This is a genomic window from Rhizobium rosettiformans (assembly GCF_016806065.1).
Lineage (GTDB): Bacteria > Pseudomonadota > Alphaproteobacteria > Rhizobiales > Rhizobiaceae > Allorhizobium.
On sequence record NZ_CP032405.1, the window covers coordinates 3423793 to 3443774 of the forward strand.

Consider the following 19982-nt stretch of genomic DNA (forward strand, 5'->3'; position numbering starts at 1 on the left):
CGTTCACAGACACGTGTGATCGCTGGTATTGCCACATTTCGCTTCCCAAATCGGGTGTCCGATCAACCGGAGGATAGCGAAATGTCAAAGGTAGTACGCTTCCGAAAGCTGAAGCACGGGGACCCGCCCCGTTTCAAAGTCTTGCCTGATGATCTGCGCAAGACGGCGTCCCGCGATGGGGGCTGGAGTTCGACGGGCTCGTTCCCCCTGATGGTTCTTGCGCTCATCGGCTTTGCCGCCGTTCTGGTCGTCGGCGGCGTCATCGGCTGATGCGTGGCAAGCGAGGCTGGCGCTCCCCTCAGAGCGCCGCCTTGATCTTCTCGGCCTGGGCCTTCAACATCTCCACATCGGCCATGCCGCCCGCATGCGGCTTGAGCGGCACGCCTTCGTGGCGCGGGATAACATGGAAGTGCAGGTGGAAGACGGTCTGCCCGGCTGCCGGTTCGTTGAACTGGGCGACATAGACGCCATCGGCGTCGAAGGCGTCCTTCGCGGCGTTGGCAAGCTTCTGCACCACCGGAATAAGCTTCGCCAGCACCGCCGGATCGGCGTCGAGCAGGTTGCGCGAGCCGGTCTTCGGGATGACCAACAGATGCCCCGGCGCTTGCGGCATGACATCCATGAAGGCCAGCGTGTCGTCATCCTCGTAGAGTTTCACCGAAGGAATGTCGCCGGCCAGGATCTTGGCGAAGATGTTGTTGGGATCATAGGCGGTCATGGTGCTCTCCTCGATTTCTGCGGCCACTTAACGGCAAGGCAGGCTGCGCTTCAAGCCTGAGCTTGCAGCTCTCAACCGTCGAATTCCTCGCCTTCGCGTGGTTGGCGCTCGCCCTTGCGGAAGGGCGTGTGTTCCCCGAGATACTCGCCGATCTGGGCCACTTCGCGCTGCTCGTGTTCGAGATAGTCGGCGACCGCCCGGCGCAGCCCGGGATGAGCGATGAAGTGGGCTGAATGCGTGGTGACGGGTTCGTAGCCGCGCGCGAGCTTGTGTTCGCCCTGCGCGCCGGCTTCGACACGGGCAAGGCCCCTGTGAAGGGCGAAGTCGATTGCCTGGTGGTAGCAGACTTCGAAATGCAGAAAGGGGTGGTCCTCGGCGCAGCCCCAGTGGCGGCCGTAAAGCGCGTCCGAACCGATGAAGTTGATGGCACCCGCCACATAGCGACCGTCACGCTTTGCCATGACGAGCAGGATGTCGTCCGGCATTCGTTCGCCGACCAGCGAGTAGAACTGGCGTGTCAGGTAAGGCCGGCCCCATTTGCGGCTACCTGTGTCGATGTAGAACCGGAAGAACTGATCCCAGATCTCCTCCGTCAGATCGCTGCCCGTCAGCCAGTCGATGCTGATGCCGTTCTCGAGCGCGTTGCGCCTTTCCTTGCGCAGGTTCTTGCGTTTCGACGAGGAGAGTTCGGCGAGAAATGCCTCGTGATCGGCATAGCCGCGATTGATGAAATGGAACTGTTGGTCCGTGCGCTGCAGAAAGCCGGCTCCCTTAAGGGCAGGGAGCTCACCTTGCGGCAGGAAGGTCACATGCGCTGATGATGTCCCGAGTTCACGGCATACCTGTTCCAGCCCTTGTGCAAGCAGGCTCTGGACCCTTCCCACGTCCTCGCCCTGTCGGACGAGCAGCCGGGGCCCGGTGGCCGGTGTGAAGGGAATAGAAGCCTGAAGCTTGGGGTAATAGCTCCCACCCGCACGGTGAAAGGCGTCCGCCCAGCCGTGGTCGAAGACATATTCGCCCTGGCTGTGGCTCTTCAGGTAGCAGGGAATGGCGCCGATGAGGCGCCCTTCCTCTTCGAGCAGCAGATGGTGGCCCATCCAACCTGTCTCGGCGGTTGCTGAACCCGATTCCTCGACGGACGAGAGAAAGGCAAACGAGGTGAAGGGGTTGTAGCCTGGGGCGGAGCGGGACGCTCCAGTGAGCTCTCCCCATTCGGCGGAAGCGATCTCCTTGAAGGATCGCACTACACGGATCGTCACCTCGTCTGCCATGGATCTCCCGTCAGGCGATCGCCGGCGACTGGCGCGGGTCGAAGCCTTCGAATGTCATCTGGTCTGCATATTTATAGGTCTGTGCCCGCATGATTTCATCCCTGACGGTCCAGGTAATCACGGGTGTGCCCTTGTCACGCAGGCCGCTGACGAAGTCATTCGGCAGATGCGCGACGCAATACGACGTGAAATCGAGGCCGAGATCCATGGCTTCGCGATGCGCCGCAAAGTTTTCGGGCTTCACGCCTTCCGCAGTCAGGCCGACAGGCCAGGGGCATTCGGCGATCTTCAATGCCCGTAGCAGGTGATAGTCGAAGCTCATCAGCGCGACCTTGCCTTCGTAACCCTCGAGCACTTCGAGCACGGCCTCGACGAAACCGTCGTCCTGCTCGGCGTCCAGGCCCTTGAGTTCGATCACAAGCGGCACCTGGCCCTTCACGAGGTCGAGCATCTGGCGAAGCGTCGGGATCTTGTCCTTGGTGCCGCCGATCGACAGCATCCGTAACTCGCCGGCCGTGCGCTCACGCACCTCACCGGTCATGTTGCAGAGCCGCTGCAGGTCGTGGTCGTGGAAGACCATCGGGACGCTGTCGGAGGAGAGCTGGATGTCGCATTCGATGGCAAAGCCTGCCTCGATCGCCCGGCTGAAAGCCGAAAGCGTGTTTTCCCAGATCTCTCTGTTCATGTCGTGATAGCCGCGATGCGCGACGGGCACGTCCTTGATCCAGTCGATATGGCTCACAGGGCAATCTCCAGGATGGCGTCGATTTCGACGGCGGCATTCAGTGGCAGCTGCGCAACGCCCACGGCCGCGCGTGCATGTTTGCCGGCGTCACCCAGCACGTTTGCGATCAGGTTCGAGGCACCGTTGATGACGAGGTGCTGCTCGACGAAGCCGGGTGCCGAAGCGACGAAGCCGTTGAGCTTAACGATGCGGGTGATCCGCGAGAGATCGCCGGCGAGCGCTGCCTTGGCCTGCGCCAGGATATTGATGGCGCAGAGTTCGGCGGCTCGCTGCGCCTCCGGCAGCGCAACGTCACCGCCGACCAGACCGATCACTGCCACTTTTCCGCCTTCAATCGGCAACTGTCCCGAGAGGAACAGCAGGTTTCCGCTGATCACATAGGGCACGTAATTGGCGGCGGGGGCTGCGGCTTCCGGCAGGCTGATGCCCAGCGCTGCAAGGCGGCCGTCGATTGTGTCGGACATGGTCGATTCCCGGTCTGTTGATAAAAGTTGAGAAAGTTGTGGCGACGAAAAGCATGTCTCGCTTTTGCCGGATGTGTTCTTATAACATCGATGACGAGTCCAACAGGAGGGTGTCGATGTTTCCTTTGCGAATGGCGGTCCGTGCGACGCTTTCCCTGGCTGCCTTGAGTGCGACCGGGCAGGTTGCATCCGCGGCGACCGTCGGCCTCGTGCCGCATCGCGCCGTCTACGAGATCGGGCTGAAGGAAGCGTCCGACCGCTCCGGTATCGAATCGGTACGCGGCCGCATGGTCTATGAATTCAGCGGTTCGGCCTGCAAGGGCTTCAACACCCAGTTTCGTTTCGTCACCCGCATCGATGTAGGCGAGGGCGTGCGTGTTACCGACCAGCGTTCTTCCACCTTCGAAGATGTCGCGGCCGGCACATTTCGCTTTGAGAACAAGTCCTTCACCGACGATCAGCTCGACAAGGATGTCAGCGGCGCCGCAGCCGAGGCCGGCGGCAAGGTCAAGATCGAGCTGACAGGCCCCGACAAGCGGGCGCTTGAGCTTGCCGACAGCCGCTTTCCGGCCGAGCACATGCTCGAGGTGATCGCCCGGGCGCGAAAGGGAGAGCAGGTGTTCGAATCGCGGATCTTCGACGGCTCCGAGGATGGCGACCAGACCTACCTGACCACCACCATCGTTGGTGGCCCGACGAAGTCGAGCGACACAGATCCGGAAGCCAAGGCCCTGGAATCGCTCGGGGCCCAGGACTACTGGCCCGTGTCGATCGCCTATTTCGACGAGAAGACCAGGGGCGATCAGGAGCCGATCTACAGTCAGTCTTTCAAGCTGTATGATAACGGCGTCACACGCGACCTGACGCTGGACTATGGCGATTTCGTCCTTGCCGGCAAGCTGACCAAGCTCGAAGTTCTCGGCAAGCCAGACGTTGGTTGCCCGTAAAGCTGCCTGCCCGCCTGGGAATCGTTTGTTTTACCCTTGATTTTTGACCGGCGCCCCTGTATGGCCGGCCTTATTCCACACGTGAGGCTTGGGATTGACAGGGAGAAATCCTGCCGCTTCCGCCCGGTGGCAGGCCGAAAGGTCTGCTGTTTGCTTCACGGGGGTTCAACCGGAAAAGGAGAAAAAGGCATGGCATTGCCTGATTTTAGCATGCGTCAGCTTCTGGAAGCTGGCATTCACTTCGGTCACCAGACGCACCGCTGGAACCCGAAGATGAAGCCGTACATCTTCGGCGATCGTAACAACATCCACATCATCGACCTGGCTCAGACCGTTCCGATGCTGTCGCGCGCCCTTCAGGTCGTGTCCGACACCGTCGCTCGTGGCGGCCGCGTTCTGTTCGTCGGCACCAAGCGTCAGGCTTCGGAAATCATCGCTGACAGCGCCAAGCGTTCGGCCCAGTATTACGTCAACTCCCGCTGGCTCGGCGGCATGATGACCAACTGGAAGACCATTTCGAACTCGATCGCCCGTCTGCGCAAGCTTGACGAGATCCTGGCCTCGGAAGCCTCTGGCTACTCCAAGAAGGAGCGCCTGAACCTCGAGCGCGAACGCGAGAAGCTTGAAAAGGCTCTCGGCGGTATCCGCGACATGGGCGGCACCCCGGACCTGATGTTCATCATCGACACCAACAAGGAAAAGATCGCGATCGACGAAGCCAAGCGCCTCGGTATCCCGGTTGTTGCTGTCATCGACTCGAACTGCGATCCGGACTTGATCGACTATCCGATCCCGGGCAATGACGACGCTTCGCGCGCCATCGCTCTCTACTGCGACCTGATCTCGCGCGCTGCCATCGACGGCATTGCTCGCCAGCAGGGCGCTTCCGGTCGTGACATCGGCGCCTCTGCCGAAGCTCCGATCGAGCCGGCTCTCGAAACCGAAGCCGACGCATAATCGCGTATAGCGGCGGGCTCCCCGCCGCTTTTCCCGTCAAGGGAATGGCCGCCTGTGCGCTCTTCGAGCAGCGGGCGGCCTCCGTTCTTCCGGATGCCGCTTGCCATAGGCGAGAGGGCGTCGAAGACGGCCGATTGTTTCCGTGGTGACCTGCTTCATCACGTTGTCATACATCCGGGTACATTTCGTCCCCAACACAGCGGTCCTCCGTTCGCCCAAAGCCACGGATCGTCCGCCTGAACAGACAAGAGGCACACAATGGCTGAAATCACTGCAGCACTGGTAAAAGAACTGCGCGAAAAGTCCGGCGCAGGCATGATGGATTGCAAGAAGGCTCTGACCGAAAACAACGGTGACATCGAAGCCGCCATCGACTGGCTGCGCGCCAAGGGTATCGCCAAGGCCGACAAGAAGTCGGGCCGCACGGCTGCTGAAGGCCTGATCGGCATCAACGGCGCCGGCACCTCGGCCGTGGTCGTCGAAGTCAACTCCGAAACCGACTTCGTCGCCCGCAACGACGCCTTCCAGGACCTCGTCCGCGGTGTGGCTTCGGTAGCCATCGGCACCGACGGTTCCGTCGAGGCGATCGGCGCGGCCACCTATCCGGCCACCGGCAAGACCGTCACCGACACCATCAAGGATGCGATCGCCCATATCGGCGAGAACATGACGCTGCGCCGCGCCGTCAAGCTCTCGGTCGAAGACGGTGTCGTCGCGACCTACATCCACAATGCCGTTGCTGACGGCCTCGGCAAGCTCGGCGTTCTCGTCGCGCTCAAGTCGACCGGCAACAAGGACGTTCTGGCTGCCATCGGCCGTCAGGTCGCCATGCACATTGCCGCGACGAACCCGCTCGCCATCCGTTCGGAAGAAGTCGACGCCGCTGTTGCCGAGCGCGAGCGCAACGTCTTCATCGAGCAGTCCCGCGCTTCGGGCAAGCCGGACGCCATCATCGAAAAGATGGTTGAAGGCCGCATGCGCAAGTTCTTCGAGGAAGTCGCCCTTCTCTCGCAGGCTTTCGTCATCAACCCGGAAGTGACTGTCGGCGACGCCATCAAGGCTGCCGAAAAGGAAGCCGGCGCTCCGATCGAAGTCACCGGCATGGCTCGCCTGCTGCTCGGCGAAGGCATCGAGAAGGAAGAATCCGACTTCGCTGCCGAAGTCGCAGCCGCTGCCAAGGGCTGATTGCTGTTACCCTTCTTCGAGGGAAAACATCGGGCATCGCGTGACAACGCGATGCCCTTCGTGTATCCGGCACAGAATTGATCTCGGGAGTATTCATGTCAGCCAAGCCATTGTTCAAGCGCGTCCTCCTCAAGGCTTCGGGCGAAGCCCTCATGGGTAGCCAGGGATTCGGGATCGATGTGGCAGTGGCCGACCGGATCGCCGGAGACATCGCCGAAGCCCGCCGCATGGGCGTGGAAGTCGGCGTCGTAGTCGGTGGTGGCAACATCTTCCGTGGCGTGGCTGTCGCGTCGAAGGGTGGCGATCGCGTCACCGGCGACCACATGGGCATGCTGGCAACGGTGATCAACGCGCTCGCTCTCGCTACCTCGCTCCGCAAGCTTGATATCGACACCGTGGTTCTCTCGGCCATCGCCATGCCCGAGATTTGCGAAAGCTTCTCCCAGCGCGCTGCCTTGCACCACCTGGCTCAGGGCAGAGTGGTGATCTTCGCCGGCGGCACAGGCAATCCGTTCTTCACGACCGATTCTGCCGCTGCCTTGCGCGCCGCCGAAATTGGCGCACAGGCCATTTTCAAGGGCACCCAGGTGGACGGCATCTACTCGGCCGACCCCAAGAAGGACCCGGCCGCAACCCGCTTCGACAGCCTGACCCATGACGAAGTCCTGCAGAAGGGACTTGCTGTCATGGACGTCGCCGCCGTTGCGCTCGCACGCGAAAACCATATTCCAATCATCGTCTTCTCGATCCACGAGAAGGGTGGTTTCGGTGAAATCCTCTCCGGCGCCGGCCGTATGACGATCGTTACCGACAACTGATTTCACATGAATGGCGGCGATCTGATGCCGCCGACTGACAGAGCAATGGGAGAACCATGATGACCGCAGGGGTTGATCTCAACGACATCAAGCGCCGCATGGACGGCGCGATCAACGCGTTCAAGCACGACATCGCATCGCTGCGCACCGGCCGGGCCTCCGCCAACGTCCTCGATCCGGTCGTGGTCGAAGCCTATGGTTCGCGCGTGCCGTTGAACCAGGTCGCCAACGTCACGGTGCCGGAGCCGCGAATGCTCGGCGTGTCGATCTGGGACAAGTCGATGGTGGGTGCCGTCGACCGTGCGATCCGCGAAGCCAATCTCGGCCTCAATCCGATCGTTGACGGCCAGAACCTGCGTATTCCGTTGCCTGAGCTCAACGAGGAGCGCCGCAAGTCGCTGGTCAAGGTGGCACACGACTACGCCGAAAAGGCCAAGGTCGCGATCCGGCACGTACGCCGCGACGGCATGGACGGCCTGAAGAAGGCGGAAAAGGACGGCACGATCGGTCAGGATGACAGCCGCAGCCAGTCGGAGCGGGTGCAGAAGATGACCGACGAGACGATTGTCGAAGTCGACCGCTTGCTCGCGGACAAGGAAAAGGAAATCATGCAGGTTTAAGGCAGAGTCGTTTCTTTCGAGCACTCTCAACGCCGCCTGGATCCTCGCCAATGTCGACAGTTCAACATCGCATCGTTCCACAGCATGTTGCGATCATCATGGATGGCAACGGCCGCTGGGCAAACGCCCGGGGGCTTCCCCGGACGTTCGGCCATCGCAAGGGCGTTGAGACTGTCCGTGAGACCGTAAAGGCTGCCGGCGAGGCAGGCGTCGGATTTCTGACGCTTTTTGCCTTTTCCTCGGAGAATTGGCGGCGTCCGGAGTCGGAGATCAACGAGCTGTTTGGCCTGCTCAAGGCGTTCATTCGCCGAGATCTTGCCGATCTGCATAGGGCCGGTATCCGTATTCGGATCATTGGCGATCGTGTCAACCTGCGGGACGACATCCGCTCACTGCTCCTGGAAGCAGAAGAAACCACGACAAACAACACCGGCATGACGCTCGTCATCGCCTTCAACTACGGGTCCCGCGACGAGATCGCACGCGCCGCCGCACGCCTGGCGGCCGACGTGAAGGCTGGCCGGCTTGATCCGTCTCAGATCGATGCAAGCAAGCTCAACGACTGCCTGGATACCGCCGGCATCCCCGATCCCGATCTGGTGATCCGCACCAGCGGAGAGGAGCGTCTATCGAATTTCCTACTCTGGCAGGCAGCCTATGCCGAATTGATGTTCGTGCCCGACTTCTGGCCAGACTTCACGCCGGCACTTTTTGATTCCGTGCTCGAACGATATGCCGCCCGGGACCGCCGGTTCGGCGGCCTTTCGGCCAAAGCCGTGGCCGTCGGCTCATGATGCTCACAATGTCGCGAGAGCTCCAGCTTAGAATCGCATCCGCCATCGTGATGATTGCGGTGGTTCTGGCGGCAACCTGGTTCGGCGGTCTGGCGTTCAAGATCCTGGCTGCCGGTATTGGCCTGTTGATCTATTATGAATGGTCGACGATCACGCGACTCGCGGAAAACAGCATCCGGGCCAATGCCTTCGGCTGGTTCTCGATGGCAGTAATCAGTCTTAACATGTTGTTCGGGCGGGCGGAATTGACCGTGCCGCTGTTTGCGGGCCTGGTCGTCACGGCTGCAATCCCGGCCTTTCTGCGCCGTGTCAGTTGGTGGCAGCCGGGCGGACTGTTTTACGCAGGGCTGAGCGCAATCTCGCTCTCCGCCATTCGCGGCGAAGATTCGCTCGGTTTCATCGCCATGCTCTTCGTGTTCATCGTCGTGTGGTCGACTGACATTCTTGCGTATTTTGTCGGACGAGCGATCGGTGGGCCGAAGCTTGCACCGAAAATCTCTCCCGGCAAGACCTGGTCCGGCGCGATCGGGGGGACTGTGGCCGGCGTAATCGGCGGGCTCCTGATTGCGATGGCGCATTTCCAGGACGTTGGGCTTTGGGTTGCAATCGTTGCCTTCGCCTTGTCGGTCGCGAGCCAGATCGGCGACCTCTTCGAATCGTTCATCAAGCGCCGTTTCGGCGTCAAGGATTCGAGCCGCCTCATACCGGGGCATGGCGGCGTCATGGACCGTGTGGACGGCCTTGTATTTGCCTGTTTTGCCGCGTTCTTCTTGGCGATCGGCAGTTCTGCCGGCGGTGTCGGTACCGTCGTCTCGATGGGCGCCTTCCTCTTCGGTCTCTGAGGCGGGTAGCTGGCGTCAGGTGACGGGTATAAACTCTCGCTGAAGCGAGTGCAGGAAACGGACAGATGGATCACATCAGCGCAGTCTTCGGCTTTCTCGGCGGATACATCCTGCCTTACATTCTCATTCTGTCCCTGCTCGTCTTCATCCATGAGCTGGGCCATTATCTGGCAGGCCGCTGGTCGGGCATTCGAATTCTGGCATTCTCCGTTGGCTTCGGCCCTGAGCTGGTCGGCTACACCGACAAGCACGGCACACGCTGGAAAATCTCGGCGATTCCCTTAGGCGGTTATGTCCGGTTCTTCGGCGATGCTGATGCTGCGAGCCGTCCGGACGGTTCCCTTGCAGAAGAGTTGACCGAAGAAGAGCGCGCCCAGACCCTGAATGGTGCGAAGCTGTGGAAGCGGGCGGTTACCGTCGCCGCGGGTCCCCTTGCAAACTTCCTGCTCGCCATTGTCATCTTCGCCGGCATGTTCGCCTTTATGGGCAAGCCGGTTTCGGATCCCGTCGTTGCGGACATCAAGGCAGGCAGTGCGGCTGAAGAAGCCGGCATCCAGCGCGGCGATGTTCTGCTGGCTCTGGACGGCCGCATGATCGAGACCTTCGACGATGTCGTCCGCTACATCACCATGCGTCCGGAAATCCCGGTGGAAGTCACGGTGCGGCGTGATGGCCAGGAGATCGATTTTGCCCTGACCCCCAAGCGCGCCGTAACCAGCGACCGCTTCGGCAATGAGATGGAAGTCGGGCAGATCGGAATCATCACCGACCAGCAGGCGGGCAATTTCCGAATCGTGGAGCTGTCGCCGGTCCAGGCGGTGTGGGAAGGCGTGCGCCAGACTGGGCACATCATCACCGGGACCTTCGACTATATCGGCAACATGATCGCCGGCCGCATGAATGCCGATCAGCTCGGCGGCCCGGTTCGCGTGGTCCAGGCATCCGGGCAGATGGCGACGCTCGGCGTTATCGCTCTGTTAAATCTGGCAGCGGTTCTCTCCGTTTCCTTGGGGCTTTTGAACTTGTTCCCAGTTCCGGTCCTTGACGGCGGCCATCTCGTTCTCTACGCGATTGAGGCAGTGCGGGGGAAGCCCATGGGGCAGGGCGCACAGGAAATCGCGTTCCGCATCGGTATGGCGATGATCCTGTCTCTGATGGTCTTCGCCACTTGGAATGATATCAGCCGTTTGATTGGCTAAGGCGGGATCCCGCAAGCTGCGAAAGGATTTGTTTACGCTGTTTCAAATTGATAGTGGCGATTGGGCCACGCGTTGAAATGAAGTAAACAGAAATTAACGCGCGCACTTGCTTGTAGGGTAAAACCCGTTAAAACCACACACGGGCCGGAGTCGGGTGCCGACTTTGGGGCAATGGAAGAAGGTATAGTATACACATGAAGGCTGGTTCAAAGTTTTTGAACGCAGTATCGGCGGTCGCGCTGTCTGCTGGTGTCGTGTCTTCGGGCGCAGGTATTGCCGTTCTTGCGTCGGCAATTGCTGCCGAAGCCGCAGTGGTTCAGCGTATCGACGTACGCGGAGCTCAGCGTGTTGGTCCGGAAGCTGTGCGCTCCAACCTTTCGATCCAGCCGGGTCGGACTTTCTCCAATGCCGACATCGATGAATCGGTCAAGCGTCTCTACGCGACCGGCTTCTTCTCCGATGTCCAGATCTCCGTTTCCGGCGGTACGCTGGTGGTCACGGTTGCTGAAAACCAGCTGATCAATCAGGTGGTCTTCAACGGCAACCGCAAGATCAAGGACGACAAGCTCCAGGGCATCGTTCAGACGCAGTCCCAGGGTCCTTACAGCGATAGCCTGATCAGCGCCGACATCCAGCGCATCCGCGAAGCCTATTCCGCCATCGGTCGTTCCGATGTCGAAGTGACGACGCAGGTCGTTCCGGTCGCCGAAGGTCGCGTGAACCTGGCCTTCGTGATCAACGAGGGTGAGCGCACCAAGATCAGCTCGATCAATTTTGTCGGCAACAGGGCTTATTCCGATGGCCGTCTGGCTGCCGTTCTGCAGACCAAGGAATCGGGTATTCTGTCCTTCCTGACCCGTAAGGACGTCTACAACGAGGACAAGCTGCGCGCTGACGAAGAAGCGCTGCGCCAGTTCTACTACAACCACGGTTACGCCGACTTCCGCGTGATCTCGTCCGAAGCTGTCCTCAATGAGACCGGCAACGAATACACGATCAACATCACCGTTGATGAAGGTCAGCGCTATCGCTTCGGCGCAGTCTCGGTCGAATCGACTGTTGACGGCATCGATGGTTCGGAGCTCCAGGGTCTTCTCGAAACCCGCGAAGGTCAGACCTACAGCGCCCGTGACATTCAGAAGTCGATGGAAGCCATTTCTCGTCGCGTGTCGTCGGCCGGCTATCCCTTCGCTCGCGTCGTTCCGCGCGGTGACCGCAACTTCGAAACCAACACCATTGGCGTGACCTATCTGGTTGACCAGGGCGAACGCGCTTATGTCGAGCGCATCGAAGTGCGTGGTAACACCCGTACTCGCGATTACGTCATCCGCCGCGAATTCGATATCTCCGAAGGCGATGCCTTCAACCAGGAGACCATCTCGCGTGCCAAGCGTCGCCTGGAAGCTCTCGGTTTCTTCTCGGCCGTCAATATCTCGACTCAGGCCGGCAGTTCGCCGGACCGTGTGGTTGTGATTGTCGACGTACAGGATCAGCCGACCGGTTCGTTCGGGATCGGTGCCGGTTACTCGGTCGGTGACGGCGGTCTGGTTCTTGAAGCCTCCGTCGAAGAAAAGAACTTCCTTGGTCGTGGTCAGTTCATCCGCGTTGCCGCCGGTGGTGGTTTCGACGAAACGCAGACCTACAACTTCTCCTTCACCGAGCCTTACTTCCTCGGTTATCGCCTGGCTGCCGGCTTCGATCTGTTTAAGAGCTCGACCAGCGCGAATTCTTACTATGACTACGAAGAGCAGGGCGGTACCGTACGCGTCACTGCGCCGATCACCGAAGATCTGGCCACGACGCTGCGTTACACCTACAAGACCCTCGACTATATCAACGACGGCGCCTTTGGTGCGAATGGTGTTGCCGGTGGCGGTGATGACCGTGTGGCTGATCCGTACATCGATGCAATCACGGGCAGCACCTGGAAGCAGTCGATCCTTGGTCACTCGATCGTCTACAACACCGTCGATGACCGCCAGAACCCGCATGAAGGCATCTATGCGAGCTTCACGCATGAATATGCCGGTCTCGGTGGCGATTCCGAATACTACAAGGCCTTTGTCCGTGCTCGCGTCTACCACACGCTGTCGGACGAATTCGACATCGTCGGCTCGCTCGCGGGTTCGGCTGGTCATGTCGTTGCCCTCGGTGACAACCTGAACGTCTTCGATCAGTTCAAGATCGGTGGTAAGGAAATCCGCGGTTTCGACAACAGCGGTATCGGTCCTCGCATCAATGGCGACTCCATCGGCGGCACGACCTATTTCACGGCCTCGGCTGAAGCGACGTTCCCGCTTCCTCTCGTTCCCCAGGACCTCGGTTTCCGCGGCGCAGTATTCGCAGATGCCGGCACGCTCTACGGCAGCGACCTGCGGAGTCAGTCTGGCGTCGTCGGTACCGACATGTCGCTCCGTGCATCGGTCGGTGCAGGCGTGATCTGGAATTCGCCCTTCGGTGCGCTTCGTGTCGACTACGCGGTCCCGGTCGCCAAGGAAGACTTCGACGATACCCAGGAATTCCGTTTCAGCATGGCGAACCAGTTCTAAGACTGGCTGTCCAGAACTGCTGACAGGTTGACGTTCTGGAGCGTTTGCTGATGGACCATAATCATTTCTTTCCGCCCCATGTCGGGGTTGCCCTGGCTGCGCTTGCAGCCCAGACGGGGGCGGAATTGCAGGACGAGAGCCAGGGCGAACGGGTCGTAAGGTCAGTTTCGCCTGTCTCAAGGGCGAAGGAAGGGGATGTCTGCTACATCCTCTCCCGTCGCAACAAGGAAGAGCTGGCGACCTGCCAGGCGGCTGCAATCTTCTGTGAAAAGCCTCTTCTCTCTCTCATTCCCGATCATATTCCCGTTCTTCTCGCCAAGAGCGCGCAGACGGCCTTTGCTCTTGCAGGCGCAATCCTGCATCCGACGGGCTTGAAGCCCATACGGATGACGACCGAGCCGGCTCGAATCTCACCGGCAGCCTATGTCGATCCGACGGCAAAGCTCGAAGATGGCGTCGAAGTCGAGCCCATGGCGGTCATCGGTGCCGATGTCGAAATCGGCAGTGGTACGCGGATCGGTCCGGGTGCGGTGATCGGTCCCGGTGTTCGCATCGGTCGTGACTGTGTGATTGCCGGTGGCGCCACGATCCAGGTCGCCCTTGTCGGCAACAATGTCATCATTCATAACGGCGCGCGCATCGGGCAGGACGGTTTCGGTTACGCACCGGGTCCCCGTGGAATGTTGAAGATTGTCCAGATCGGCCGCGTGATCATTCAGGACCATGTCGAGATCGGCGCCAACACCACGATCGATCGCGGCACGATGGACGATACCGTGATCGGCGAGGGGACGAAGATCGACAACCTCGTGCAGGTCGGCCACAACGTTCGCATCGGCCGCCATTGCGGTATCGTCAGTCAGGTCGGCATCGCCGGCAGCACTGTCATCGGCGACGGCGTGATGATCGGCGGTGCCGCCGGCATCAACGGCCATATCAAGATTGGTGACGGCGCCCAGATCGCCGCCATGAGCGGCGTCCTGGCCGAGGTGCCGCCCGGTGAGAAATACGGCGGCGTTCCAGCCCGCCCGTTGAAAGATTATCTGCGCGAGGTGGCCGATACGCTCAGCCGCTACGATAGCCGCGCCAAGGAAAAAGGAGCCAGCAATGACTGAACTCGCGAAGAGCGAATTGGGATCGGCTGATATCCTCGAGATCATGAAGCTTCTGCCCCACCGCTATCCCTTCCTGCTGGTGGATAAGATCATCGAGATTGACGGCGACAACTCTGCCATCGGCATCAAGAATGTCACGGCGAATGAACCGCATTTCACCGGACACTTCCCGGAAAGCCCGATCATGCCGGGCGTCCTTTTGATCGAAGGCATGGCCCAGACCGCCGGCGCCATCTGTGCTCGGCTTCAGGGCGAGGGTGGCAATCTCGTCTACTTCATGACCATTGATAATGCCCGTTTTCGCAAGCCTGTTGTGCCGGGTGACCGCGTCGAATTCCACGTCGTCAAGCAGAAGCAGCGCGGCAATATCTGGAAGTTCCATTGCGACGCCAAGGTCGACGGTGCACTGGTCGCCGAGGCCGACATTGGTGCCATGATCATGCGCAAGGATCAGAAATGAGCCAGATCGCCGCAAGCGCCGTCATCCATCCGATGGCCGTGGTCGAAGACGGCGCGGTGATCGGCGAGAATGTGAAGATTGGGCCCTTCTGCCGGGTTGGTGCGCGCGTGACGCTGAAAGACGGCGTCGAACTGATTTCGAATGCTGTTGTCACCGGTCTGACCGAAATCGGCGCGGGCACGAAGATCCACCCGATGGCCGTGATCGGCGGTGTCTCGCAAAGCCTGCACGAGGCGGGCGAGGATTCCACGCTGGTTGTCGGTGCAAACTGCACAATGCGCGAAGGCGTGACGATGAACTGCGGCACGGTCGGCGGTGGCGGTATCACCCGCGTCGGCGACAACTGCCTGTTCCTGGCGAATTCCCATGTCGCCCATGACTGCATTCTCGGCAATGACATCATCCTGTCCAACAATGTCATGCTGGCCGGTCATGTTCACGTTGGAGACAAGGCGATTCTCAGCGGTGGCTGCGCCGTGCACCAGTTCACCCGTATCGGCCGTCAGGCATTCATCGGTGGTCTATCCGCCGTTGCCTATGATGTCATTCCCTATGGCATGCTGAACGGCAATCCCGGCATTCTCGGCGGCCTGAACGTGGTCGGCATGACACGCGCCGGGATCGAGCGCTCGGTAATCCACCAGGTCCGTCGCGCCTTCAAGCAGATCTTCGAAAGCGAAGGATCGGCGCGGACGAATGCGGCCGCCATTCGCGACGAATATCTGGACTGCGCGCCGGTGATCGAGATCCTCGACTTCATCGCCGCCGAAAGCGATCGGGCACTGTCCTCGCCCAATCGCGGCAAGAACTGAGTGATGACGGCGGCCGCTCAATCGGACGGCCTGCCACGGACCGGTCGCCTGGCCATTATTGCCGGCAGCGGAAAGCTGCCGCTTTTCCTGGCGGAAGCAGCACGCGCCGCAGGCGAGGATCCCTTTGTTCTCAGGCTGAAGAACGAGGCCGACGATATCTGGCAGGGCTTTGAAAATGCAGTCATCGGTGTCGGCGACATGGCCGGCCTGTCCGCCCTGTTTCGCCAGCATGACATTCGCCGGGTCGTCATGTCCGGTGCGGTCAAGCGCCGCCCGGCTTTCGGCGAAATCCGGGTCAATCTGAAATTCCTGCTGAAGCTGCCGATGGCGCTGAAAACGCTCATGGCCGGCGGCGACGATGCCGTGCTGCGCATGGTGATCGCGCTGATCGAAGCACAGGGCTGCGAAGTGCTGGGCGCCCACGAGATCCTGCCGGGATTGCTGGCGACGGTTGGACCGCTCGGTGCGGTCTCTCCGGATGGCGATGACGAGCGCGACATCGAAAAGGCGGCAGAGGCCGCGGAAGCCCTGGGCCGGCTGGATGTCGGGCAGGGCGCTGTTGCCGTCGGCGGCCGCATCGTGGCGCTGGAGGGCGTCGAGGGCACCGACGCGATGCTCGCCCGCGTCGAGGGCCTGCGTGCCGAAGGACGGATCTCCAGGCGCCGCAGGGGCGTTCTGGTCAAGCTCTGCAAACCCCAGCAGGATCTGCGCGCCGATCTGCCGACCATCGGCGTCTCGACCGTCGAGAATGCCAAGGCCGCCGGGCTTGCCGGGATTGCCGTTGAAGCCGGCCGTGCGCTGGTCGTCGAGCGTGAGGCGATGATTGCGGCGGCCAATGCCGCCGGTCTTTTCGTCGTCGGCCTGGATCGTTCGCGCAAGGAGTAGGCAGCATGTCGGACAAACCCTTGAAGATTGCCGTCATCGCCGGTGAGGTCTCAGGCGATCTCCTGGGGGCAGATCTGATCGCGCATCTGAGGACGATGCATGAAGGGCCTGTCGAACTCGTCGGCGTCGGCGGTGAGGCGCTTGAGGCTCAAGGATTGAAGTCGCTCTTCGACTTCTCCGAGCTCTCGATCATGGGCGTTACCCAGGTTCTGTCGAAGCTGCCGCGGCTGATAAAGCTGATCTCCTGGACAGCCGATTCCATTGTCGCGGCCAGACCGGACTTGCTCCTGATCGTCGATAGTCCCGATTTCACCCATCGCGTGGCTAAGAAGGTTCGACAGAAGCTGCCGGATCTGCCGGTCGTGAACTATGTCTGCCCCAGCGTCTGGGCGTGGAAGGAATACCGCGCCAAGGCGATGCTTGCCTATGTCGATGCCGTTCTCGCTGTCCTGCCCTTCGAGCCGGCGGTGATGCAGCGTCTCGGCGGTCCGGAGACCCATTTCGTAGGTCATCGGCTCGCAAGCAATGCCGACATTCTGCGCGTACGCGAGGCACGCAAGGCGAGGGGCGTGAGAGCGGCGGGCGACAAGCGGACCATCCTCCTCCTGCCCGGTTCGCGCGGTGGCGAAATCACGCAGCTTCTGCCGGTGTTCGGGGAAGCGATGCAGGAATTCGTCGCACGCAATCGCGAAACGCGTTTCGTGCTCCCCACCGTGCCGCGTCAGGAAGCACGCGTCCGTGAAATCACGAAGAGTTGGGCATTGAGACCCGAGATCGTGCTCGGCGACGAGGCGAAGTGGCGCGCCTTCGAAGAGGCAGATGCCGCGATCGCCGCATCCGGAACCGTGATCCTGGAACTGGCACTCGCGCATGTGCCCGTGGTCTCGACCTACAAGGGCGACTGGATCATCAGAATGCTCAGCCACCGTATCAAGATCTGGACCGGTGCGTTGCCGAACCTGATAGCCGACTACGCGGTCATTCCGGAATATTTCAACGATGTCTTGCGCCCCGCAAGCCTCGTCCGTTGGGCGGAACGGCTGTCGGCAGACACGCCGCAGCGGGCTGCCATGCTGCACGGCTACGACGACGTTTGGCAAAGGCTTCAGACGGAAAGGCCGGCCGGCGAAGCCGGCGCGGCCGTGGTTCTGTCGGTGCTTCAAAAGCGCGGCAGGCTCTGACTCAAGCCCATCGCACAAAGGGATCGGCAAGGCTTTCCCAGGCCGATGGCGTGAAGTTCTTTTCCGCCACAAGGCACGCATCGAGCTCGGCTTCGATCCTGCGCTGATCCATGGGATCGGCGCCGATGAAGACGAGTTCCTGTCGGCGGTCGCCCCATTCCGGGTCGAGATAGGGCGCCATCGCATCTAGGAAGCCGGGATCGTCTGGCCAGCGTGACTTCGGCACAGATGCCCACCAAAGCCCCATCTTCGTTGTCCGGACAAGCGGCCCCGCCTGGCTCATCTCGCCGACATGATGCGGACGGGTGGCAAGCCAGAAGAAGCCCTTGGCGCGAATGACGCCCGGCCAGGGGCGATCGAGAAAGGCGCGGAAGCGTGTCGGATCGAACGGTGCTCGTGCCCGGTAGACGAAGGAACGGATGCCATACTCCTCGGTTTCCGGGACATGATCCCGGAAGCCGTGCAACTCCTGGAACCACAGCGGATGGGTCTCCGCCTTGGCGAGGTCGAAGAGCCCGGTTCCAAGGATGTCCTTCGCCGCCACTTCGGCGAAATCGGTTTCGATCACCCGGGCATCGGCATTGAGACCAGCAATGATCTTGCGTGCCGCGTCGAGCTGATCCGGGGTCGCTGTGCCGACCTTGTTGAGGATAATGACATCGGCGAATTCGATCTGCTCGACAAGCAGATCGACGAGCGTCCGGTTGTCGTTGTCGCCAGCCGTTTCTCCACGATCGGCGAGGAAATCGCTGGAGGAATAGTCTCCGATCAGATTGGCGGCATCGACCACGGTCACCATTGTGTCGAGCTGCGCGATATCCGAAAGACTGCGGCCTTCCTCGTCGCGGAAATCGAAGGTGGTGGCGATCGGCAAGGGCTCCGCAATGCCTGTCGCCTCAATCAGCAGATAGTCGAAGCGCCCCTGCTCGGCGAGGCCGCGGACTTCGTTCAAAAGATCATCGCGCAGCGTGCAACAGATGCAGCCATTGCTCATTTCGACCAGTTGTTCCTGCGTCCGCGACAGGGCCGCATCACCGCCGCGCACCAGTGCAGCGTCGATGTTGACCTCGCTCATGTCGTTGACGATGACGGCAACGCGCAACCCATCGCGGTTTGCGAGTACGTGATTGAGCAGCGTCGTTTTTCCGGCGCCGAGAAACCCGGAGAGAACAGTGACAGGTAGCTTTTTCATGAGGCTCCTAGTTAATGTAATAACATAACAGTTGCGGATCTGAAAAAGGCGGAACCGAAGTCCCGCCTTTCTGGCTCGGGGGAGGGATGGGATTACTGAGACAGGCAGGTGCTCATCGACGTCGCCAGATTGCGCATTAGCTGGCCATACAGGGCAGGGCCGGCATCCAGCGCGCCACCTTCGGGATCGAGAACGCCGGACTTGGCTTCGGTGCCCTCCGTCACAACGCCGATCAGCTTCGGTTCGAACTGCGGCTCGGCGAAAACGCAGGCGGCGCCGAGTTCCTTGATCTTGGCCTGGATGGTCGACAGGCGCTCAGCACCCGGCATGGTTTCCGGGCTGACGGTGACCGAACCGGCAACGCGGACTCCGTAGCGGTTCTCGAAATACTGGTAGGCGTCGTGGAACACAATGAACGGCTTGTCGAGGACAGGCTTGAGCTGTGCGGCAATCTCAGTGTCGAGTGCGTCAATCTCTGCATTGACGGCCGTCAGATTGGCTTCGTAGGTCGACGTGTTCGACGGGTCAACTTCGACAAGGCTCTTGGCGATCTCTGTAGCCATGGCTTTCGCATTGGCCGGATCGAGCCAGAGATGCATGTCCGTGCCGCCATGGGCGTGGTCGTCATGATCGTGCTCGTGACCAGCCTCTGCTGCTTTCTCTTCGTGCGCATGTCCGTGGTCATGACCGTGACCGTGACCGTGGTCATGATCATGACCAGCCTCTGCGGTCTCCCCATGACCATGGTCGTCATGTCCATGATCATGGGCCTCTTCACCATCCTCGTCATGGTCATGCGCCTCGAATGCACCGCCTTCACGGAACGGAAGCTTCGTGAGGCCGGGCGCATCTTCGAGCTCGACGACCTTGGCATTCTTCGGCAGCGCTTCGAGCGGCTTCTCGAGGAAGGCTTCGAGCCCGGGACCAACCCAGAAGACCAGGTCAGCGTTTTCGAGTGCCCGAGCATTGGAAGGTTTCAGCGAGTAGGTATGCGGCGATGCTGCACCCTCGACGATCAGCGACGGTTCGCCAATACCCTTCATGATCGAGGCAACAAGCGAATGCACAGGCTTGATCGAGACGACGACATCCGGCGCTGCCGAGGCGAGCGTCGGAGACAGAAAGAGAAACGCCGTCGAGGCAGCCAGTCCGAGGCGATAGCGGGTCATGCACAGCTCCTAACGATAGTTATGTAATACTATTACCTAAGTTGCGTTATGCTATAACG

Annotated in this window: 21 protein-coding genes; 15 read left to right on the top strand and 6 right to left on the bottom strand. The window is 60.8% G+C overall.

Annotated features, from left to right (window positions below; all coding sequences use genetic code 11):
* The first annotated feature begins 81 nt into the window (after nucleotides 1-81).
* Nucleotides 82-270 carry a hypothetical protein gene (locus D4A92_RS16840; protein WP_203015884.1) on the top strand — a complete coding sequence of 63 codons (189 nt, stop codon included), beginning with the start codon at nucleotides 82-84 and terminating at the stop codon, nucleotides 268-270.
* Nucleotides 271-298: 28 nt separating this feature from the next.
* Here D4A92_RS16840 and D4A92_RS16845 read toward each other — a convergent pair whose 3' ends face one another.
* The 4 genes from D4A92_RS16845 to D4A92_RS16860 form a co-directional block, all read right to left on the bottom strand.
* Nucleotides 299-718, bottom strand: coding sequence for an HIT family protein (locus D4A92_RS16845; RefSeq protein ID WP_203015886.1), 420 nt, complete (start codon nucleotides 716-718; stop codon nucleotides 299-301).
* A gap of 71 nt (nucleotides 719-789) precedes the next feature.
* Nucleotides 790-1989, bottom strand: a complete 1200-nt coding sequence (locus D4A92_RS16850; RefSeq protein WP_203015888.1) for a GNAT family N-acetyltransferase — start codon at nucleotides 1987-1989, stop codon at nucleotides 790-792.
* A gap of 10 nt (nucleotides 1990-1999) precedes the next feature.
* A complete protein-coding gene (locus tag D4A92_RS16855) occupies nucleotides 2000-2731 on the bottom strand; it encodes a glycerophosphodiester phosphodiesterase (RefSeq protein ID WP_203015890.1) in 732 nt (243 codons plus the stop codon).
* Entirely contained in the window at nucleotides 2728-3198 is a 471-nt protein-coding gene (locus D4A92_RS16860) for a RidA family protein (RefSeq protein WP_203015892.1), read from the bottom strand. The genes D4A92_RS16855 and D4A92_RS16860 overlap by 4 nt, the downstream gene beginning before the upstream one ends.
* A 116-nt stretch (nucleotides 3199-3314) precedes the next feature.
* On the opposite strand from D4A92_RS16860, the gene D4A92_RS16865 reads away from it, so the two are divergent.
* From D4A92_RS16865 to lpxB, 14 genes are all read left to right on the top strand, one after another.
* Entirely contained in the window at nucleotides 3315-4145 is an 831-nt protein-coding gene (locus D4A92_RS16865) for a cell envelope integrity EipB family protein (RefSeq protein ID WP_203015894.1), read from the top strand.
* 189 nt (nucleotides 4146-4334) lie between these two features.
* Complete coding sequence (rpsB, locus tag D4A92_RS16870) at nucleotides 4335-5102, top strand: 30S ribosomal protein S2 (protein ID WP_203015896.1); 768 nt, start codon at nucleotides 4335-4337, stop codon at nucleotides 5100-5102.
* Between the two features lie 258 nt (nucleotides 5103-5360).
* On the top strand, nucleotides 5361-6287 hold the full coding sequence (gene tsf, locus D4A92_RS16875; protein WP_203015898.1) for a translation elongation factor Ts: 927 nt from the start codon (nucleotides 5361-5363) through the stop codon (nucleotides 6285-6287).
* Nucleotides 6288-6382: 95 nt separating this feature from the next.
* Nucleotides 6383-7105 carry a UMP kinase gene (pyrH, locus tag D4A92_RS16880; protein WP_054148019.1) on the top strand — a complete coding sequence of 241 codons (723 nt, stop codon included), beginning with the start codon at nucleotides 6383-6385 and terminating at the stop codon, nucleotides 7103-7105.
* A gap of 59 nt (nucleotides 7106-7164) precedes the next feature.
* Nucleotides 7165-7725, top strand: a complete 561-nt coding sequence (gene frr, locus D4A92_RS16885) for a ribosome recycling factor (protein WP_203015900.1) — start codon at nucleotides 7165-7167, stop codon at nucleotides 7723-7725.
* Between the two features lie 50 nt (nucleotides 7726-7775).
* Entirely contained in the window at nucleotides 7776-8519 is a 744-nt protein-coding gene (locus D4A92_RS16890; RefSeq protein WP_203015902.1) for an isoprenyl transferase, read from the top strand.
* An 8-nt stretch (nucleotides 8520-8527) separates the two neighbouring features.
* A complete protein-coding gene (locus tag D4A92_RS16895; RefSeq protein WP_203015904.1) occupies nucleotides 8528-9361 on the top strand; it encodes a phosphatidate cytidylyltransferase in 834 nt (277 codons plus the stop codon).
* Between the two features lie 65 nt (nucleotides 9362-9426).
* A complete protein-coding gene (gene rseP / locus D4A92_RS16900; RefSeq protein WP_203015908.1) occupies nucleotides 9427-10560 on the top strand; it encodes an RIP metalloprotease RseP in 1134 nt (377 codons plus the stop codon).
* A 194-nt stretch (nucleotides 10561-10754) separates the two neighbouring features.
* A complete protein-coding gene (gene bamA / locus D4A92_RS16905) occupies nucleotides 10755-13109 on the top strand; it encodes an outer membrane protein assembly factor BamA (RefSeq protein WP_203015910.1) in 2355 nt (784 codons plus the stop codon).
* 50 nt (nucleotides 13110-13159) lie between these two features.
* Nucleotides 13160-14224 (top strand): UDP-3-O-(3-hydroxymyristoyl)glucosamine N-acyltransferase, encoded by a 1065-nt coding sequence (lpxD, locus tag D4A92_RS16910; protein ID WP_203015912.1) that lies wholly within the window; start codon nucleotides 13160-13162, stop codon nucleotides 14222-14224.
* Nucleotides 14217-14684: a 3-hydroxyacyl-ACP dehydratase FabZ gene (gene fabZ, locus D4A92_RS16915; RefSeq protein ID WP_006728455.1), complete on the top strand. Its 468-nt coding sequence runs from the start codon at nucleotides 14217-14219 to the stop codon at nucleotides 14682-14684. Before lpxD ends, fabZ begins: the two co-directional genes overlap by 8 nt.
* Nucleotides 14681-15496, top strand: coding sequence for an acyl-ACP--UDP-N-acetylglucosamine O-acyltransferase (lpxA, locus tag D4A92_RS16920; protein WP_203015913.1), 816 nt, complete (start codon nucleotides 14681-14683; stop codon nucleotides 15494-15496). Before fabZ ends, lpxA begins: the two co-directional genes overlap by 4 nt.
* Nucleotides 15497-15499: 3 nt before the next feature.
* Nucleotides 15500-16381, top strand: coding sequence for an LpxI family protein (locus tag D4A92_RS16925; RefSeq protein WP_203015919.1), 882 nt, complete (start codon nucleotides 15500-15502; stop codon nucleotides 16379-16381).
* Nucleotides 16382-16386: 5 nt separating this feature from the next.
* On the top strand, nucleotides 16387-17562 hold the full coding sequence (gene lpxB / locus D4A92_RS16930; protein WP_203015922.1) for a lipid-A-disaccharide synthase: 1176 nt from the start codon (nucleotides 16387-16389) through the stop codon (nucleotides 17560-17562).
* Between the two features lies 1 nt (nucleotide 17563).
* On the opposite strand, the gene D4A92_RS16935 is transcribed toward lpxB, so the two are convergent.
* Both D4A92_RS16935 and D4A92_RS16940 read right to left on the bottom strand, forming a co-directional pair.
* Nucleotides 17564-18754, bottom strand: a complete 1191-nt coding sequence (locus D4A92_RS16935; RefSeq protein WP_203015924.1) for a GTP-binding protein — start codon at nucleotides 18752-18754, stop codon at nucleotides 17564-17566.
* Nucleotides 18755-18846: 92 nt separating this feature from the next.
* Nucleotides 18847-19923 (bottom strand): zinc ABC transporter substrate-binding protein, encoded by a 1077-nt coding sequence (locus D4A92_RS16940; RefSeq protein ID WP_203015928.1) that lies wholly within the window; start codon nucleotides 19921-19923, stop codon nucleotides 18847-18849.
* Between the last annotated feature and the right edge of the window lie 59 nt (nucleotides 19924-19982).

Excerpts from the sequence above, each read along its gene's own strand:
- D4A92_RS16840 (WP_203015884.1), top strand. The coding sequence starts at position 82 with ATGTCAAAGGTAGTACGCTTCCGAAAGCTGAAGCACGGGGACCCGCCC.
- D4A92_RS16845 (WP_203015886.1), bottom strand. The coding sequence starts at position 718 with ATGACCGCCTATGATCCCAACAACATCTTCGCCAAGATCCTGGCCGGC.
- D4A92_RS16850 (WP_203015888.1), bottom strand. The coding sequence starts at position 1,989 with ATGGCAGACGAGGTGACGATCCGTGTAGTGCGATCCTTCAAGGAGATC.
- D4A92_RS16860 (WP_203015892.1), bottom strand. The coding sequence starts at position 3,198 with ATGTCCGACACAATCGACGGCCGCCTTGCAGCGCTGGGCATCAGCCTG.
- D4A92_RS16865 (WP_203015894.1), top strand. The coding sequence starts at position 3,315 with ATGTTTCCTTTGCGAATGGCGGTCCGTGCGACGCTTTCCCTGGCTGCC.
- rpsB (WP_203015896.1), top strand. The coding sequence starts at position 4,335 with ATGGCATTGCCTGATTTTAGCATGCGTCAGCTTCTGGAAGCTGGCATT.
- tsf (WP_203015898.1), top strand. The coding sequence starts at position 5,361 with ATGGCTGAAATCACTGCAGCACTGGTAAAAGAACTGCGCGAAAAGTCC.
- pyrH (WP_054148019.1), top strand. The coding sequence starts at position 6,383 with ATGTCAGCCAAGCCATTGTTCAAGCGCGTCCTCCTCAAGGCTTCGGGC.
- frr (WP_203015900.1), top strand. The coding sequence starts at position 7,165 with ATGACCGCAGGGGTTGATCTCAACGACATCAAGCGCCGCATGGACGGC.
- D4A92_RS16890 (WP_203015902.1), top strand. The coding sequence starts at position 7,776 with ATGTCGACAGTTCAACATCGCATCGTTCCACAGCATGTTGCGATCATC.
- D4A92_RS16895 (WP_203015904.1), top strand. The coding sequence starts at position 8,528 with ATGTCGCGAGAGCTCCAGCTTAGAATCGCATCCGCCATCGTGATGATT.
- rseP (WP_203015908.1), top strand. The coding sequence starts at position 9,427 with ATGGATCACATCAGCGCAGTCTTCGGCTTTCTCGGCGGATACATCCTG.
- bamA (WP_203015910.1), top strand. The coding sequence starts at position 10,755 with ATGAAGGCTGGTTCAAAGTTTTTGAACGCAGTATCGGCGGTCGCGCTG.
- lpxD (WP_203015912.1), top strand. The coding sequence starts at position 13,160 with ATGGACCATAATCATTTCTTTCCGCCCCATGTCGGGGTTGCCCTGGCT.
- fabZ (WP_006728455.1), top strand. The coding sequence starts at position 14,217 with ATGACTGAACTCGCGAAGAGCGAATTGGGATCGGCTGATATCCTCGAG.
- lpxA (WP_203015913.1), top strand. The coding sequence starts at position 14,681 with ATGAGCCAGATCGCCGCAAGCGCCGTCATCCATCCGATGGCCGTGGTC.
- D4A92_RS16925 (WP_203015919.1), top strand. The coding sequence starts at position 15,500 with ATGACGGCGGCCGCTCAATCGGACGGCCTGCCACGGACCGGTCGCCTG.
- lpxB (WP_203015922.1), top strand. The coding sequence starts at position 16,387 with ATGTCGGACAAACCCTTGAAGATTGCCGTCATCGCCGGTGAGGTCTCA.
- D4A92_RS16935 (WP_203015924.1), bottom strand. The coding sequence starts at position 18,754 with ATGAAAAAGCTACCTGTCACTGTTCTCTCCGGGTTTCTCGGCGCCGGA.
- D4A92_RS16940 (WP_203015928.1), bottom strand. The coding sequence starts at position 19,923 with ATGACCCGCTATCGCCTCGGACTGGCTGCCTCGACGGCGTTTCTCTTT.